15 protein-coding genes are annotated in these 15545 nt (G+C 42.7%); 1 reads left to right on the forward strand and 14 read right to left on the reverse strand.

The features are described from left to right. Nucleotides 1-39: 39 nt before the first annotated feature. The 5 genes from MHI23_RS11180 to MHI23_RS11200 all read right to left on the reverse strand — a co-directional run bounded on the left by MHI23_RS11180 (nucleotide 40) and on the right by MHI23_RS11200 (nucleotide 3997). A complete protein-coding gene (locus MHI23_RS11180) occupies nucleotides 40-993 on the reverse strand; it encodes an aromatic acid exporter family protein (protein WP_024422917.1) in 954 nt (317 codons plus the stop codon). Nucleotides 994-1113: 120 nt separating this feature from the next. Then, the gene (locus tag MHI23_RS11185) at nucleotides 1114-1836 is read right to left on the reverse strand and encodes an amino acid ABC transporter ATP-binding protein (protein WP_024428022.1); all 723 of its coding nucleotides are present in this window, start codon (nucleotides 1834-1836) and stop codon (nucleotides 1114-1116) included. Continuing rightward, nucleotides 1829-2485: an amino acid ABC transporter permease gene (locus tag MHI23_RS11190; protein WP_024422919.1), complete on the reverse strand. Its 657-nt coding sequence runs from the start codon at nucleotides 2483-2485 to the stop codon at nucleotides 1829-1831. Before MHI23_RS11190 ends, MHI23_RS11185 begins: the two co-directional genes overlap by 8 nt. Nucleotides 2486-2599: 114 nt before the next feature. Next, nucleotides 2600-3364, reverse strand: a complete 765-nt coding sequence (locus MHI23_RS11195; RefSeq protein ID WP_024422920.1) for a transporter substrate-binding domain-containing protein — start codon at nucleotides 3362-3364, stop codon at nucleotides 2600-2602. Nucleotides 3365-3559: 195 nt separating this feature from the next. Then, nucleotides 3560-3997 carry a BrxA/BrxB family bacilliredoxin gene (locus tag MHI23_RS11200; RefSeq protein ID WP_024428021.1) on the reverse strand — a complete coding sequence of 146 codons (438 nt, stop codon included), beginning with the start codon at nucleotides 3995-3997 and terminating at the stop codon, nucleotides 3560-3562. A gap of 169 nt (nucleotides 3998-4166) precedes the next feature. Between MHI23_RS11200 and MHI23_RS11205 the strand changes: the two genes are divergently transcribed. Next, complete coding sequence (locus MHI23_RS11205; protein WP_171464506.1) at nucleotides 4167-5060, forward strand: YegS/Rv2252/BmrU family lipid kinase; 894 nt, start codon at nucleotides 4167-4169, stop codon at nucleotides 5058-5060. Between the two features lie 14 nt (nucleotides 5061-5074). On the opposite strand, the gene MHI23_RS11210 is transcribed toward MHI23_RS11205, so the two are convergent. The 9 genes from MHI23_RS11210 to MHI23_RS11250 all read right to left on the reverse strand — a co-directional run bounded on the left by MHI23_RS11210 (nucleotide 5075) and on the right by MHI23_RS11250 (nucleotide 15497). Continuing rightward, nucleotides 5075-5368, reverse strand: coding sequence for a YesK-like family protein (locus MHI23_RS11210; RefSeq protein ID WP_024428019.1), 294 nt, complete (start codon nucleotides 5366-5368; stop codon nucleotides 5075-5077). A gap of 66 nt (nucleotides 5369-5434) precedes the next feature. Next, nucleotides 5435-6691: a dihydrolipoamide acetyltransferase family protein gene (locus tag MHI23_RS11215; protein ID WP_342491965.1), complete on the reverse strand. Its 1257-nt coding sequence runs from the start codon at nucleotides 6689-6691 to the stop codon at nucleotides 5435-5437. Between the two features lie 19 nt (nucleotides 6692-6710). Next, entirely contained in the window at nucleotides 6711-7694 is a 984-nt protein-coding gene (locus MHI23_RS11220) for an alpha-ketoacid dehydrogenase subunit beta (protein WP_024422925.1), read from the reverse strand. 12 nt (nucleotides 7695-7706) lie between these two features. Beyond that, complete coding sequence (locus tag MHI23_RS11225) at nucleotides 7707-8699, reverse strand: thiamine pyrophosphate-dependent dehydrogenase E1 component subunit alpha (protein WP_034622331.1); 993 nt, start codon at nucleotides 8697-8699, stop codon at nucleotides 7707-7709. A gap of 17 nt (nucleotides 8700-8716) precedes the next feature. Then, nucleotides 8717-10141 carry a dihydrolipoyl dehydrogenase gene (gene lpdA, locus MHI23_RS11230; RefSeq protein ID WP_342491966.1) on the reverse strand — a complete coding sequence of 475 codons (1425 nt, stop codon included), beginning with the start codon at nucleotides 10139-10141 and terminating at the stop codon, nucleotides 8717-8719. Continuing rightward, the gene (gene buk, locus MHI23_RS11235) at nucleotides 10131-11258 is read right to left on the reverse strand and encodes a butyrate kinase (RefSeq protein ID WP_029708028.1); all 1128 of its coding nucleotides are present in this window, start codon (nucleotides 11256-11258) and stop codon (nucleotides 10131-10133) included. The genes lpdA and buk overlap by 11 nt, the downstream gene beginning before the upstream one ends. 27 nt (nucleotides 11259-11285) lie before the next feature. Continuing rightward, nucleotides 11286-12380: a branched-chain amino acid dehydrogenase gene (bcd, locus tag MHI23_RS11240; RefSeq protein WP_003215658.1), complete on the reverse strand. Its 1095-nt coding sequence runs from the start codon at nucleotides 12378-12380 to the stop codon at nucleotides 11286-11288. A 26-nt stretch (nucleotides 12381-12406) separates the two neighbouring features. Continuing rightward, complete coding sequence (gene yqiS / locus MHI23_RS11245; protein ID WP_024422929.1) at nucleotides 12407-13300, reverse strand: phosphate butyryltransferase; 894 nt, start codon at nucleotides 13298-13300, stop codon at nucleotides 12407-12409. Between the two features lie 124 nt (nucleotides 13301-13424). After that, a complete protein-coding gene (locus tag MHI23_RS11250; RefSeq protein WP_025092995.1) occupies nucleotides 13425-15497 on the reverse strand; it encodes a sigma-54-dependent Fis family transcriptional regulator in 2073 nt (690 codons plus the stop codon). Between the last annotated feature and the right edge of the window lie 48 nt (nucleotides 15498-15545).

Here is a 15545-nt window from a genome sequence, read left to right on the forward strand (position 1 = left end):
TTCATTAGATTGACCAATGAAGGAGGAACTCATGCGTCTCTATTCTTTCATCCCTTTAAAATAGCTTTTCAGTACTAAATATTGTTCCATTTCACCGAGGAAATGAAAAAGTGCCGCTCTTGCCTCAAATTCTTCTCTTGTTTGCGGGAGCGGAAGTGCATCGAACTCTTCTTTCATATCAATGAGACGTCTTAAAAACTTATGCGCTGTGTTCCCTGGGTGAATATGTTCGCGTAAGTCTCTAATGTATTCTGCAATGATTTGTCCATGCTCCGTTGTGACGGAAATCGACGTAATTTTGGGCAGCACACGCTCAATGATTTCAAATTGCTTTTGTCTCATGTTGAAATAATGGTAATACAGGTTTTCATGTCTTAATACATGGTTTTCAACATCACGATATGCAAGAGCTTTCGCTTCTTTGATCAATTGATGTGTCTCTGGTATTTCTTTTCCTGTCCAGTCTTGTTTCCCTGTCATTAAGTATTGCTCGATTTCCTCAAAGATTTTAGCAAAGTTGGCTTCAATCTGTTCGCTGTAGCGTTTAAGTTTTTTATCAACACTTGGCATATAGAGGTTCATAATCAGCGCTACCCCAACACCAATGGTAATCAGCAGCAGCTCGTTCCAGATGAGGTGCAGGGTAATCCCGCCAGACATGTATAAATGGAGAATGATGACTGAACTTGTGACAATCCCTTCTTTAATTCGAAGCAAAACCGTTGTCGGAATAAAGACAAGCAGCATCAAACCGATCACGAAAGGATGATACCCAATCAGATCGAAAAATAAATAAGAAAATAAAATAGCAAGACTGCATGCTGCAAAGCGGGCTCCCGATGCTAAGAGGGATCTTTTCTTTGTCACCTGAATACACAGGATCGTAATAATCCCGGCAGCTGAATAATTTTGCAAGCCAAGCAATTGTGCAATATAAATAGCGATCGCTGTTCCTAATGCTGTTTTCAGCGTTCGGTAGCCGATTTTAAACATGATGTGATTCACTCTTTTCTGTCTTGTTTCCATTCACTTTTGTGAAATGATGAACTTTTTTTACTTTCCCCATTATAATCAAAAAAAGAAGGAGATGTTAAGTCTCCTTCTCTTATTTCTTTATAATATTTTTTGTAAAAAGTCTTTTGCGCGCTGTGAAGACGGTGATTCAAAAAATTGTACAGGGTTTGCATCCTCTACAATTTTCCCATCATCCATAAAGATCACGCGGTCAGCCACTTCTTTTGCAAAACCCATTTCATGTGTGACGATGACGAGTGTCATTCCAGATTGAGCCAGCTCTTTCATGACTTCTAATACTTCCTTGACCATTTCTGGATCAAGAGCAGACGTTGGTTCGTCAAACAGCATAATGTCTGGTGTCATCGCAAGCGCACGCGCAATCGCTACACGCTGCTTTTGACCGCCTGACAGACGGTTCGGGAAATCATCTTTTTTCTCTAAAAGCCCTACCTTTTTGAGCAGCTCTTCAGCTTGTTTGATGCTGTCTTCCTTCGATTGATTCTTCACATTCATTGGCGCATACGTGATATTTTCCAGCACCGTTTTATGCGGGAAGAGATGGAAATGCTGAAACACCATTCCGATGTTCTCACGCACTTTTAGTGCATTCGTTTTTGGATTGGTGATTTCGGTGTCCTTAATCGTAATGACACCAGAAGTCGGCTTTTCAAGTAAATTCATGCAGCGGAGGAACGTCGATTTTCCTGAACCAGATGGTCCAATAACCGCAACAACTTCCCCTTCTTTAATGGTGGTGTCGATCCCCTTTAAAACTTCGTTTTTACCAAAAGATTTTGTGAGTTTCTCTATTTTAATCATTTGATTTTAACTTCCTTTCCACCGATTTGCCGACAAAGGTGAGAACAAGCACGATGACATAATAGATAAGACCCGCAAAAATAAGCGGTTCAAGATAATTATACGTGACGGCCCCTGCTTGATAGGCTCGTCTCATGACATCACCCAGTCCGATGACTGTTACAATCGCTGATTCTTTTGTCAGTGTAATCGTCTCATTCACAAGTGCAGGTGAAATATTTTTAAACGCCTGCGGAAGCAATAAGTCCTTCATCATTTTAGCATAAGGGATGCCTAAAGCAACGGCTGCTTCTTTTTGACCTTTATCAATGGCATTAATCCCCGCACGAATAATTTCAGATACGTATGCCGCCGAGTTGAGTGAAAATGCCGCTACAGCAGCCCAGTATTGGTCGATTTGAAACCCAAGAAGCTGAGGCAGACCAAAATAAATAATGAGCAATTGAAGCACAAGCGGTGTGCCTCGGAAAATTGACGTATAAAAATCTGCAAGCCAAATGAGCGGTTTAAACACACTAATTTTACAAAGCGTTAATAAAATTCCTAAGATAAATCCAAGTAAAAGGGATACCACTACTATAGAAAGCGTGACCTTAAGTCCTTCTAGAATAAAGGGCATCTGAGGTATTACATCTTTAAAATCAAACATGACATTCTCCTTTTTTCTGCCTTCATACAAAACAGGAAAAAAGTTCAACATGAGTTGAACTTTTCAGCGCTTTTCTACTTGATTTTCTGGAATGACGCTGATCCTTTTCCTGACTTACTTTTCATCGGCAAACCATTTTTTAATTAATTTATCAAGTTCGCCATTATCTTTCATTTCTTTTAATGATTTATTAAATTTCGCTGTTAAGTCGCTGTTTTTCTTGAATGCAATGGCTGAACCTTCGTTTGAGCTGTTCAACCCAAATGCTTGGAAGTCTTTTTCCTTTTTCAAGTAACCAGCAGCTACTTTATCTTCAATAATTGCTGCATCAAAACGGCCTGCTTTAATCTCTTGAATGATATCAGAAATTTTATTACGGTCTTCAACTGTTAGGTTATATTTCTTTTGCAGTCCATTTGCTTCATCCTGCTGAATGGAACCTAATTGAACGCCGACTGTTTTGTCTTTTAAATCTTTCTCTGCCTTAATACCGCTAGATTTCTTTGATACAACCAAGTTTTTAGCATTGTAATAAACATCAGAAAAATCAACTTGCTTTTTACGTTTTTCTGTAGGCGTCATTCCTGCAAGGACAATATCAGCTTTGTTTGTTTTAAGAGCTGATACAAGGCTAGCAAAGTCCATATCTTGAATTTCTAGCTTGTAGCCGTTCTTTTTCGCTAGTGCTGTTGCAAGATCTACATCAAAACCGACAATTTTATCTCCGTCTTTTGATTCAAATGGCGGATAATCTGCTGATGTCGCCATAACAAGTGTCTTGTCATCTCCTGATGCGTTTGAATTATTAGAAGAAGTTCCGCATGCTGCGAGTGCAGCTGCAAGACCAGCTGTCATAAGTAATAATAACCACTTTTTCATATGATGATGCCTCCCAGTATTTAAAATCATGTATTGATTTGAATATTTATTCACTATAATGTATTTTAAACACTTTCTTTTTAAGATGCAATAGTATTTTGCTAAAATTATTTTGATTCTATTGTCTTATAAAACAAAAAGCAGACCGATCTAAAGACCGGACTGCTTTATATTTATTCATTCAAAAGTCATATATTAGATTTCTTCGCAATGCTCATCAAAAGCGGCTTGTAGTTTTGAAACGACTTCCATTGGCTCGTGCCCTTCAATTTCATGACGCTCGACCATTTTGATGATTTTTCCATCTTTTAATAAGGCGAAAGATGGTGAAGATGGCGGGAAGCCTTCAAAGTATTCACGCGCTCTTGCTGTTGCCTCTTTGTCCTGCCCAGCAAACACTGTCAGCAATTGATCTGGACGCTTATCGTAATGAACAGAATAGCCGGCAGCTGGTCTTGCAATACCGCCTGCACAGCCGCATACTGAATTCACCATGACAAGTGCCGTTCCTTTTTTAGTCAGTGCTTCGTCAACTTCTTCAGCTGACGTGAGCTCAGTGTAGCCTGCCTGCTTAATTTCTTCTCTCGCTTGTTTCACAATATCATTCATAAATAAATTAAAATCAATATTCATGTCCGTCCACTCCTTTTGCGTACCAAAACCATTTTAACTCCATCATATCAAGGAAAACGCCTGCGGGCAAATGTGTTGTCTTTTCCTTCGCCTCTTTTTCCAAACATCGTTTATGAGCTTTCAAATTGGGGAAAAGTGATGTTAAAGAGATGAAAGGGAGAACTGCGTGATGGCACAATTCAAAAAAGCGATGCTCATTTATAATGGAAATGCTGGACAAAAAAACATGGAAAAAACACTCGGTCAAACAGTGCCTCTTCTTTCTCTACATATTGATGAACTCATTTTGAAACCAACAAAGCAGCCAAATGATGCTTATGATTTCTGCCGTCAAATTGATGAAACGGTGGAATTGCTCATCATATTAGGCGGAGACGGTACCGTGCATGAATGCATGAACGGTATTGGAGGTTTAGAAAAAAGGCCCGCTGTAGCGATATTGCCAGGCGGGACATGCAATGATTTTTCTAGAACACTAGGTATTCCTCAACAAATGCAAAAAGCCGCTCAAATGATTGTAGACGGCGTAGAAAAAAAGGTTGACTTAATCAAAGCAGAAGATCGATACGTGTTAAACTTTTGGGGAATTGGGCTGATCGCAGACACGTCCAACAATATTAACGACAAGGAAAAAGCCGTACTCGGCAAAATCAGTTACTTCACAAGTGCGCTGCGCACCTTGCAGCAAACAGATCCTTTTCACGTACGTATTGAGACAGAAGAGGAAAGCTGGGATGAGGAAGCTGTCATCGTTCTTGTCATGAATGGACATTTTATCGGTACAAATAGAATTGATTTGCCTCATGCAGCCATTGATGATGGAAAAGCAGAAATCTTAATTTGCAGAAATACGAGTTTCTCTGCTTTAAAAGAAATCTTCTCAATGAACCGGGAGGAGCTGGAGGATTTCACCGGCGATCTGTCTCTCATTCAAGCGTCCAGTATTCATATCCACACAAAAGAGGAAATGGATGCTGATACAGATGGTGAGGTTTATATGACAGCCCCTTCTTCTTTAGAAGTGTTAAAACAGCATTTGACCTTTATTGTTCCAGCAGAATAAAAAAATGCCCGACATCATTTTGATTCGGGCGTTTTTTTGATATATCGTCTGTATAAATATTCAAGTGCATATCCGAGAAGTGTCCCAGCGAGAAGTGATATTCCTAAAAAGCTATTGGCTGCTCCTTTAAATCCGCCGACAATCAGCAGACAGTACACGATTTGAATGATTGAAACGATCGATATGATAAGCAGTAATCGTTCAGGATGATTGCGTGATTTAGAAATGTACCGCAGAAAAGCGAAGGCAATCGCTGTGATAAACATGAGACCAATCGTTAGAAAAGCAAAAAAATCTAGTCCAGACATATCATCGCTCCTTTCTCCTAGATGTGGAAATCCCCCTCTCATGCCGGGAGGGGGAAAATTGTTGTTTTAATAAACAGATGTCTGCTCGTCAATGCCTTCAAGGATTTGTTTAATTCGCTGAAGGAATCTGCCGCATACAAGCCCATCTAGTACTCTGTGATCTAATGAAAGACAAAGATTGACCATGTCTCTTGCCGCAATCATTCCGTTTACTATCATTGGACGCTTCACGATCGATTCTACTTGTAAAATCGCCGCTTGCGGATAATTAATGATTCCCATTGATTGTACCGAACCAAATGATCCCGTGTTGTTGACAGTGAAGGTACCGCCTTCCATATCACTTTGCTTAAGCGTCCCTTGTCTCACCTTAGACGCCAGCTCATGAATTTCTTTGGCAATGCCCTTAATGGTCTTTTCATCCGCATCCTTAATGACTGGAACAAAAAGAGCGTCATCTGTAGCGACAGCAATCGAAACATTGATTGCTTTCTTTTGCACAATTTTATCTCCGGCCCACATGCTGTTCATTTCAGGGAATTCCTTTAAGGCCTGAGCCACTGCTTTGACAAAGAACGCAAAGAACGTCAAGTTAAAGCCTTCTTTTGCTTTAAACTGATCCTTCAGCTGATTTCTTCTTGTCACAAGATTTGTCACATCGACTTCCATCATCGTCCATGCATGCGGAATTTCATGTTTGCTTCTCAGCATATTGGCTGCAATTGCCTGACGGATCGGCGTGACTGGCAGCTCAACATCACCAGGCATAGAAGGGACGGCAGGTGCCGCTTTTGCTTGAGATGGCTGCGCAGGCTCCGGTTGAACGGCACGTTCATTGACAGGTGCTGTCTTCTCTTTAACGCCGTCGTTTTCAATGAGCTGCAGCAAATCTTTTCTAGTAATTCGGCCGCCTGCTCCCGTACCTTGAACAGCCGCTAAATCAATGCCATGCTCATCTGCTAAACGAAGAACGGCTGGAGAGTAACGTTTCTTTTGACTTTGATTCTCATTTGTTTGATCTGCTTCAGGCGCTTCGCTTTGCTCAGGTGCTGCTTCTTCTTTCACACTCTGCTGCTCGCTTCCTTCTATCTCAATTTCACAGAACACTTCTCCTACTTGCAGCGTTTCGCCTTCCTCAGCCGATAGCTTTGTAATCGTTCCTGTAAAAGATGACGGGACTTCTGCGTTCACTTTATCTGTCATGACTTCCGCAATCGGATCGTATTTATTCACATGATCGCCAGGTGAAACCAGCCATTTACTAATGGTTCCTTCTGTTACACTTTCACCTAGCTGAGGCATTTTCATTTGTTCAATTGCCACTTTGAAACCCTCCTCTTTCTTAAAACGCCGCCAGCTCTCTCATTTCAGCTTCTACCTTATCCGGGTTGACCATGAAGAATTTCTCCATTGTCGGTGCATAAGGCATTGCCGGAATATCTGGTCCTGCCAGGCGTTTGATTGGTGCGTCTAAATCAAATAAGCAATGCTCCGAGATGATTGCCGCAACCTCACTCATGATGCTGCCTTCTTTTGTATCTTCCGTTAACAGAAGCACTTTCCCTGTTTTAGAAGCCGCTTCTATAATCGCTTCCTGATCAAGCGGGTACACTGTTCTCAAATCGAGAATATGAGCGGAAATGCCGTCTTTTGCAAGGCGGTCTGCTGCTTGCAGCGCAAAATGGACACAAAGGCCATATGTAATGACCGTGATATCATCGCCTTCACGCTTCACATCTGCTTTTCCAATCGGAAGAGTGTAATCCTCTTCAGGCACTTCTCCTTTAATAAGGCGGTATGCACGTTTATGTTCAAAGAACAATACAGGATCTGGATCACGCACTGCAGCCTTTAAAAGACCTTTGACATCATAAGGTGTAGAAGGCATCACAATCTTCAAACCAGGCTGGTTAGCAAAAATAGCTTCGACCGATTGTGAATGATAAAGCGCCCCGTGTACTCCGCCCCCGTAAGGTGCGCGGATGACCATTGGACAGCTCCAATCATTATTTGAACGGTATCTAATTTTTGCAGCCTCTGAAATGATTTGGTTGATTGCAGGCATAATAAAATCCGCAAATTGCATTTCTGCAATTGGGCGCATTCCATACATCGCTGCCCCAATACCTACACCCGCAATGGCTGATTCTGCAAGAGGTGTATCCATGACGCGCGCTTCTCCAAATTGCTCGTAAAGACCCGCTGTCGCTTTAAATACGCCGCCTTTTTTCCCGACATCCTCTCCGAGCACAAACACTTTCGGATCTCGTTCCATTTCTTCTTTCATCGCCAGTGTAATAGCGTCTATATATGACATAACAGGCATTTTTCTTCCCCCTTACTCCGCATACACGTAACGAAGTGCGCTTTCTGCCTCAGCATAAGCTGCGTTTTCCGCTTCATCAGTAGCTTCGTTTACGATTTGCATGATTTCTTTTGTCATCTCTTCTTTCATTTCAGAAGTCATGACGTTTCCTTCGATTAAATACGTTTCATATTGGATGAGCGGATCTTTCTTTCTTGCTTCGAGCACTTCTTCTTTTTCTCGATAGCTTGAATCATCGTCATCACTTGAATGCGCAGTTAAACGGTAAGAGATTGTTTCAATCAATGTCGGGCCTTCGCCTCTAGCCGCACGGTCTCTTGCTTCTTTGACAGCGGCATATACTTCAAGCGGATCATTTCCATCTACAGTGACACCAGGCATACCATATCCAACCGCACGATCTGAAATGCGTTCACAGGCTACTTGTTTGTCATATGGCACGGAAATCGCATACTTATTGTTTTCACACATGAAAATAACAGGCAGTTTATGAACAGCAGCAAAGTTTGCGCCTTCGTGGAAATCACCTTGGTTTGATGAGCCTTCACCGAACGTGACAAAGCTGACAAAGTTTTTCTGCTCTAATCGTCCAGCAAGGGCAATTCCCACCGCGTGAGGAACCTGCGTTGTTACAGGTGACGACCCAGTCACAATTCGATTTGCTCTTTGCCCAAAATGCCCCGGCATTTGTCTTCCGCCTGAGTTTGGATCGTCTTGTTTTGCGAAACCAGACATCATTAAATCTTTTGCTGTCATCCCAAAAGCAAGGACAACCCCCATATCACGATAGTAAGGTAAGACGTAATCTTCTTCTCTATTAAGAGCAAATGCAGCGCCGACTTGCTGCGCTTCCTGCCCTTGACAAGAAATAACGAATGGAATTTTCCCGGAACGGTTTAAAAGCCACATCCGTTCATCGATTTTTCTTGCTAGAAGCATTGTTCTGTATATCTCAATTGCTTGTTCATCTGATAATCCTAATTCCTGATGACGCATGTTACTCATCATGTTTCCCTCCTTGATTAAAAATGGATCGCCTTCCCGTCAACAGCAAGGGCTGCCTCGCCAATCGCCTCTGATAAGGTCGGATGCGGGTGTATCGTCTGCCCCACTTCCCACGGGGTTGCATCAAGTACTTTGGCTAATCCAGCTTCAGATATCATATCTGTTACATGAGGACCAATCATATGAATTCCTAAAATATCATCTGTCTTTTGATCGGCAATGATTTTGACGAATCCATCAGACTCCCCGTACACAAGTGCTTTTCCAATCGCCATAAATGGAAATTTCCCTATTTTGACTTCAAAGCCCTGCTCTTTTGCCGTCTGTTCAGTGAGTCCAACACTAGCGGTTTCTGGGTGAGAGTAAACACATTTAGATACGAGCGTTTCATCGAGCGGCTTTGGATCTTTCCCAGCCATATGTTCTACAGCAATCATCCCTTCGTGAGAAGCGACATGTGCCAGCTGAAGCCCGCCAATGACATCTCCTATTGCGTAAATATGTGATTCTTTCGTTTGATAATGTTCATTTACGACAATGCCTTGTTTTTCGGTTTGGATATCCGTGTTTTCAAGACCTATGCCTTCGATATTAGGTACTCTGCCGACTGAAAGAAGGAGTTTTTCCGCTTCAAAGGTCTGAATGTCTCCATCCTTTTCCGCTTGAATTGTCACGAGATTTTCCTGCTTTTCTACGCTATCTGGCAGTACCTTCGCATTAGTCACAAAAGTGATGCCTTTTTTAGATAATAGCTTTTCCATTTCTTTAGAAATGTCATGATCCTCTGTTGGCAAAATGCGGTCTGCAAACTCAAGAACAGTGACGTTCACACCAAAATCATTGAGCATGGAAGCCCACTCGATTCCGATCACTCCGCCCCCCACAATTAGCATTGACTGCGGAAGCTCTGGCAGTTCAAGTGCATCATCTGAAGTGAGGATGTGTGTTCCATCTGCTTCAAGCCCTGGCAGCACACGCGGTCTTGATCCTGTCGCGATGATGACCTGCTTTGGAATGAGCATTTCATTTTCCTCTCCATTTGCCATTTCTACGGAGATCGTTCCTGGCATTGGCGAAAAGATAGATGGGCCAAGAATACGGCCGATCCCTTCATATACATCAATTCTTCCTTGTTTCATTAAATGTTTGACGCCGCCTGCTAGTTTTTCGACGATCTCTGTTTTTCTTTTCTGCACATTGGCAAATTGCAAGGCAACGCCTCCTGCCTCAACACCAAAATCAGCTGCGCGTTTGACGGTTTGATAAACTTCTGCACTTCTGAGCAGCGCTTTAGACGGGATGCAGCCTTTATGAAGACATGTTCCGCCGAGCTTTTCTTTTTCTACAACTGCTGTTTTCAATCCAAGCTGTGAGGCACGGATGGCTGCTACATAGCCGCCTGTGCCTCCACCAAGAATGACGAGGTCATATTCAGTTGCCATGACTTGTCACTCCTTTCTTTTCCTGTTGATCATTTGGGTATTCTTTCGGTGATTCTTCTTCTTTTAAAATGCGAAGCGCACCTTCTGCTAACGATTGCAGCTCATTTTCACCTGGAAACACAACAACATCTGAAATCCAGTCAATATAGCCGCGAATACTTGACGTAATTTGTTTGCTGTATGCAAGTCCGCCTGTTAATACAATGACGTCAACTGCTCCTTTTAAGACAGCGCTAGCCGCACCAATTTCCTTGGCAATCTGATAGCACATCGCTTCATAAATGAGCGCCGCCCGCTCATCACCCGCTTCAATCATGCGTTCCACTTTCACAGCGTCTGTCGTGCCAAGATAGCCCGCAAGCCCGCCTTCACCAATAATGCGTTTGAGCATTTCTTCTTGGGTATACTCCCCCGAAAAACAAAGATTCACAAGATCACCTGTCGGCAAGGTTCCCGCACGCTCTGGGCTGAAAGGACCTTCGCCATGCAGACCGTTATTCACATCGATGACTTTTCCTTTTTCATGAACACCAATGGTGATACCGCCGCCCATATGAGTAATAATCATGTTCAAATCTTCGTAACTTTTTCCAAAAGAAGCCGCTGTTTTTCTTGCGACTGCTTTTTGATTTAATGCATGAAAAATGCTTTTTCTTTCGATCGTTGGCAGCCCTGAAATACGAGCAATTGGTTTTAGTTCATCCACTACAACTGGATCGACAATAAAAGCCGGGATATTCAGGCCAAGTGCAATTTCTCTCGCGATGATTCCACCGAGATTGGATGCGTGCTGGCCGGCATATCCTTCTTTTAGGTCTTCCACCATTTGCTCATTGACTTCATATGTGCCTCCTTCAATCGGACGAAGGAGACCGCCGCGCGCACAAACTGCATCAAACTTTGAGATATTCATCCCCTGTTCATGCAGTGTTTTCAAAATGGTTTCTTTACGGAATGAGAATTGATCAATAATATGAGGAAACTGCTTTAATTCCTCATCTGTATGTCTAAGTGTCGTTTCAAAAATAGACCGTTCATTATGAAACACACCGATTTTTGTTGAAGTAGAGCCAGGATTAATCGTGAGAATACGCCATTCTTTTGTCAGCAAAAACAAAACCTCCGTTTCAACTCATTCTTCAAATTAGCGACGGCTTAAAATATGTTGACCATTTTGCAAGAATTGACTTCTTGATTTGCGCATTCTTTCAATTCGCTCTTCAGCCAATCGGTCTGCCGCTTTATAAGTTGGAATGGCATCACGGTTTGAAATTTCAATTACACGTTCAATATTTTGATAAATGCCTTCGACTTTTTTCATCGCACGATCTGCATTATAGCCATAAAGCTCATCAGCCACGTTAATCACACCGCCTGCATTGATCACATAGTCAGGAGCATATACAATTCCCATCTCATGGATAAGGTCTCCGTGATGCGTTTCTCTTAGCTGGTTATTTGCAGCACCTGCAATCACCTTTGCTTTTAACTTAGGAATGGTCACATCGTTAATGGTTGCACCAAGTGCGCACGGTGCATAAATATCACATGCTTGATCGTAAATATCGTCAGGGTCGACTGCTTTTGCCCCAAAGTCTTCAACAGCTCGTTTGACAGAGTCTTTGTTGATATCTGTGACAATGAGCTGCGCGCCTTCTTCATGCAGATGTTTACACAAGTTGTAAGCGACATTTCCTACGCCTTGGACGGCAATTGTTTTTCCTTCTAATGAATCGGTCCCAAATGCAGCTTTGGCAGCGGCTTTCATCCCTTTGTATACACCGTAAGCAGTGACCGGAGACGGATTTCCAGAAGAACCAAATGCAGGAGAGATCCCTGTGACAAAATCGGTTTCTTCATGAATGAGATCCATGTCTTCTACCGTTGTACCGACATCTTCTGCTGTAATATAGCGGCCATTCAGCCCTTGAATATAACGTCCAAATGCACGGAACATTTCTTCATTTTTGTCTTTTCTCGGATCACCGATGATGACCGTTTTTCCGCCGCCAAGATTAAGTCCTGCTGCCGCGTTTTTATAAGTCATTCCTCTAGCTAGACGCAGTGCATCCTCAATGGCTGCTTCTTCGTTTTCATACGTCCACATTCTCGTTCCGCCTAGTGCCGGCCCAAGTGTTGTATCATGAATCGCAATAATCGCTTTTAAGCCAGACTGCTCATCCTGACAAAATACAAGCTGTTCATAATCGTATCGTTCCATATATTTAAAAAGTTCCATCGTGTTATTCCTCCTATTACTTCCGCTTAATTTGATGTACAGATGGCAAGCGCAATTGAATAAAGCTTACTTTCGGCTGAATCAGACCGGCTTGTTAAAGCAATCGGCGCCTTCGCTCCTGCCACCACAGCTCCCACCTTCGCATGTGCAAAGTAGATGAGAGATTTATAAAGAATGTTTCCTGCCTCAATTGTTGGCACAAGCAAAATATCTGCATGGCCGGCTACATCACTCGTAATATTTTTATGAGAAGCTGCCGTTTGAGAAATGGCATTATCTAAAGCAAGAGGCCCATCAATCAGGCAACCAGAAATTTGCCCGCGCCGGTTCATTTGCGCAAGACTTGCCGCAGTTAAAGTTGAATCCATTGCCGGATTCACGACCTCCACCGCAGAGAGCACTGCAACCTTTGGCATGTCGTTTCCGACAGCTTGTGCTACTTGAACAGAGTTGATCGTAATCTCTTTCAGCATATTTAAATCGGGCGCGATGTTCATCGCAGAATCCGTGACATAAATAAAGCGGTCAAAGCCCGGTACTTCAAATGCCGCAACATGTGATAGGACACTGGTCGTCCTGAGCCCATATTCTTTATTCAATACCGCTTTTAAAAGAACGGCTGTCGGGACATGCCCCTTCATCAAAATATCTGCATGCTTCTCGCTCACTGCCTGAACGGCAATCTTGGCAGATTCTTCGGGAGAATCTGAATGAATAATATCTATCCAGTCCTCATTGATTTCATGCTGCTTCACTAGCTCCTTCAGGTTGCGTTTGTTCCCAACCAGGAGAAAGCGAGCGACCTTTCGCTTAATTGCCATCTTGATGGCATGAAGCACTTCTTCGTCTTCTGCATGAGCCACAGCCGCCGTTTTGTTCTGCAGCTGGGCGGCTTTCATAATCAGATCGTCAAGCTTCATATATGCCCACCTTTCCTTGTGCTCGGTTCATGTTTTATATGCAAGTTCCGTGCCAGTTTGAAATGCAGTGAATATGAGGCAATTCGCATGACATTCGTGCAATCTTTTGCAGGTTACATGCATTTTATTGCATGCTATCTTTTGCAAGTTGATATTTGTCCATTTTATAGTAAAGGTTCCGAATGCTGATCCCTAACGTTTTCGCTGTTTTCGTGCGATTGAATTGATGCTTTTCAAGGGTTTGTTTAATCAGCTGCGCTTCAAATGCCTCAACAGCATCCGAAAGCGTCTCTCCCTCAAATTGACTGACAGTCAGTTCCTGCTGCTCTTTTTCTTCCTGATCTTCTGACTCCATGAAAGAAATATGCCCTTCATCAATCCATTCTTCTTGCGGGTTCAAAAAGATCATGGCTCGTCCAAGTACATTTTCAAGCTCTCTTACGTTTCCTGGCCACTTATATGATCGCAGTCTATTAAGTGCCTGTTCCGTTAACCCGCTCACGTTCCGTCCATAGTCTAAATTGATCTTTTGGATGAGACGTTTGCTTAACGAGTCAATATCCTCAAGGCGCTGCCTTAGCGGCGGGATGGAGATCGGGTATCTGTTCATTCGATAATATAAATCTTCTCTGAACTTTCCTTCCGCCATCGCTTTTTCAATATTGACATTTGTCGCCGTGATCACACGAACATCGACCGGTATAGCCTTTGTTCCGCCTACCCTTACTATTTCTTTCTCCTGCATCACACGAAGCAGCTTCGCCTGTGTACTTGGCGTCATTTCGCCAATTTCATCTAAAAAAATGCTGCCTTGATTCGCCTCTTCAAACAGCCCTTTTTTCCCGCCTCGCCTTGCACCAGAAAATGCTCCTTCTTCATAGCCAAAAAGCTCTGACTCTAAAAGGGTCTCAGATAAGGCTGCACAGTTGACCCGTACAAAGCGATTATATTTTCGGTCACTTTCATTATGAATGGCGTGCGCAAACAGCTCTTTTCCAGTACCTGATTCTCCCCGGAGTAAAATGGTGGCTGGCGTTTTCGCGCCTAGCTTCGCCTGCTCAAGCGCCACAAGCATTTGCTCACTCTCTCCAATGATGTCTTCAAATGTGTACTTTGCTTCAAGTGTACGGATGAGCTGCCTTGCTTTATTTAATTCATTTGTGAGTGATTGAATTTCTGATACGTCATGAATGACCCCGACACTGCCTTTTAAAATACCATCAACAATGACTGGCGCTACGTTGACAATCACATCTTTTTTATTCGGTCCGACTTTCATTCTGACGCCTCGAACGGGTCTTCTTGTTTCAAGTACCTTCAAATGCATGCTTTCTCCTTCAGAAATATCTGCACCTGCTGGTTTCCCCACAACTTCTTTATCTGTTAATCCAGTCATTTTCGTATAAGCCCGGTTGATTAGGATGCCTTTTCCCTGCTCATCAACAACTGATATGGCTTCATCCGACGATTGAATGATCGCCTCCAGCATCGTTCGCACTTCTTTAAGATTGGTTACTTCCTCCGCAAGCTCAACGGCATCTGTAATATCTTTAAAGATGGATAAAGCACCTAGCATTCTCCCCGCGTCATCAATAATTGGCAAACGCGTTGTAACAATTTGTATTTGCTGATTCAAAAATTGTTTTTGATTAAATTCTGGCTCTCTCGATCTTAAAATGTCGGGAAGCTTTGTATTTGGGATCACTTCTCGTATATGACGGCCAATCGCATCTTTTTGCGAACATCCAACCATTTTGGCCGCTGATCGATTAAACAGGACGACTTCTTCATTCATGTTTATAAAAATCATCCCGTCGTTCGTTGCATTAAAAATGCGGTCATGCTTATAGGTTTGTTCCTTTAATATTTGGATCAGCTGCTGTTTTTCTGACATTAATTCTGATATCACGTAAGCCATTGAACTTGGAACAATGACTGCGTGCTCTGGCTTTTTTTCAATTAGTTCTTTCAGCACTACTGAACTGCCTGTTGTTTCAATGATGATATCAATGTCATCTTTTATGTATTCTTTCCAATCCGTTGTCGTATCAATTCCATTCTTTTTCGCTTCTACCATCCCCGGTGCCTCAAGATCAAGGTCGGCGATCGCAATGATTTGAATCATATTTGTTTTCAGCAATGTTTCAAGCAATGCTGATCCACCCTGTCCTGCACCGACAATCAAGACTCTCTGCATCCCGTTACCCCTTTATATGAAAAAATTTGCACACCATATTTTTCCGTT

The organism is Bacillus sp. FSL M7-0003, from assembly GCF_038628485.1.
In the GTDB taxonomy this organism is placed as follows: domain Bacteria; phylum Bacillota; class Bacilli; order Bacillales; family Bacillaceae; genus Bacillus; species Bacillus safensis.

Excerpts from the sequence above, each read along its gene's own strand:
- MHI23_RS11180 (WP_024422917.1), bottom strand. The coding sequence starts at position 993 with ATGTTTAAAATCGGCTACCGAACGCTGAAAACAGCATTAGGAACAGCG.
- MHI23_RS11185 (WP_024428022.1), bottom strand. The coding sequence starts at position 1,836 with ATGATTAAAATAGAGAAACTCACAAAATCTTTTGGTAAAAACGAAGTT.
- MHI23_RS11190 (WP_024422919.1), bottom strand. The coding sequence starts at position 2,485 with ATGTTTGATTTTAAAGATGTAATACCTCAGATGCCCTTTATTCTAGAA.
- MHI23_RS11195 (WP_024422920.1), bottom strand. The coding sequence starts at position 3,364 with ATGAAAAAGTGGTTATTATTACTTATGACAGCTGGTCTTGCAGCTGCA.
- MHI23_RS11200 (WP_024428021.1), bottom strand. The coding sequence starts at position 3,997 with ATGAATATTGATTTTAATTTATTTATGAATGATATTGTGAAACAAGCG.
- MHI23_RS11205 (WP_171464506.1), top strand. The coding sequence starts at position 4,167 with ATGGCACAATTCAAAAAAGCGATGCTCATTTATAATGGAAATGCTGGA.
- MHI23_RS11210 (WP_024428019.1), bottom strand. The coding sequence starts at position 5,368 with ATGTCTGGACTAGATTTTTTTGCTTTTCTAACGATTGGTCTCATGTTT.
- MHI23_RS11220 (WP_024422925.1), bottom strand. The coding sequence starts at position 7,694 with ATGCCTGTTATGTCATATATAGACGCTATTACACTGGCGATGAAAGAA.
- MHI23_RS11225 (WP_034622331.1), bottom strand. The coding sequence starts at position 8,699 with ATGAGTAACATGCGTCATCAGGAATTAGGATTATCAGATGAACAAGCA.
- lpdA (WP_342491966.1), bottom strand. The coding sequence starts at position 10,141 with ATGGCAACTGAATATGACCTCGTCATTCTTGGTGGAGGCACAGGCGGC.
- bcd (WP_003215658.1), bottom strand. The coding sequence starts at position 12,380 with ATGGAACTTTTTAAATATATGGAACGATACGATTATGAACAGCTTGTA.
- yqiS (WP_024422929.1), bottom strand. The coding sequence starts at position 13,300 with ATGAAGCTTGACGATCTGATTATGAAAGCCGCCCAGCTGCAGAACAAA.
- MHI23_RS11250 (WP_025092995.1), bottom strand. The coding sequence starts at position 15,497 with ATGCAGAGAGTCTTGATTGTCGGTGCAGGACAGGGTGGATCAGCATTG.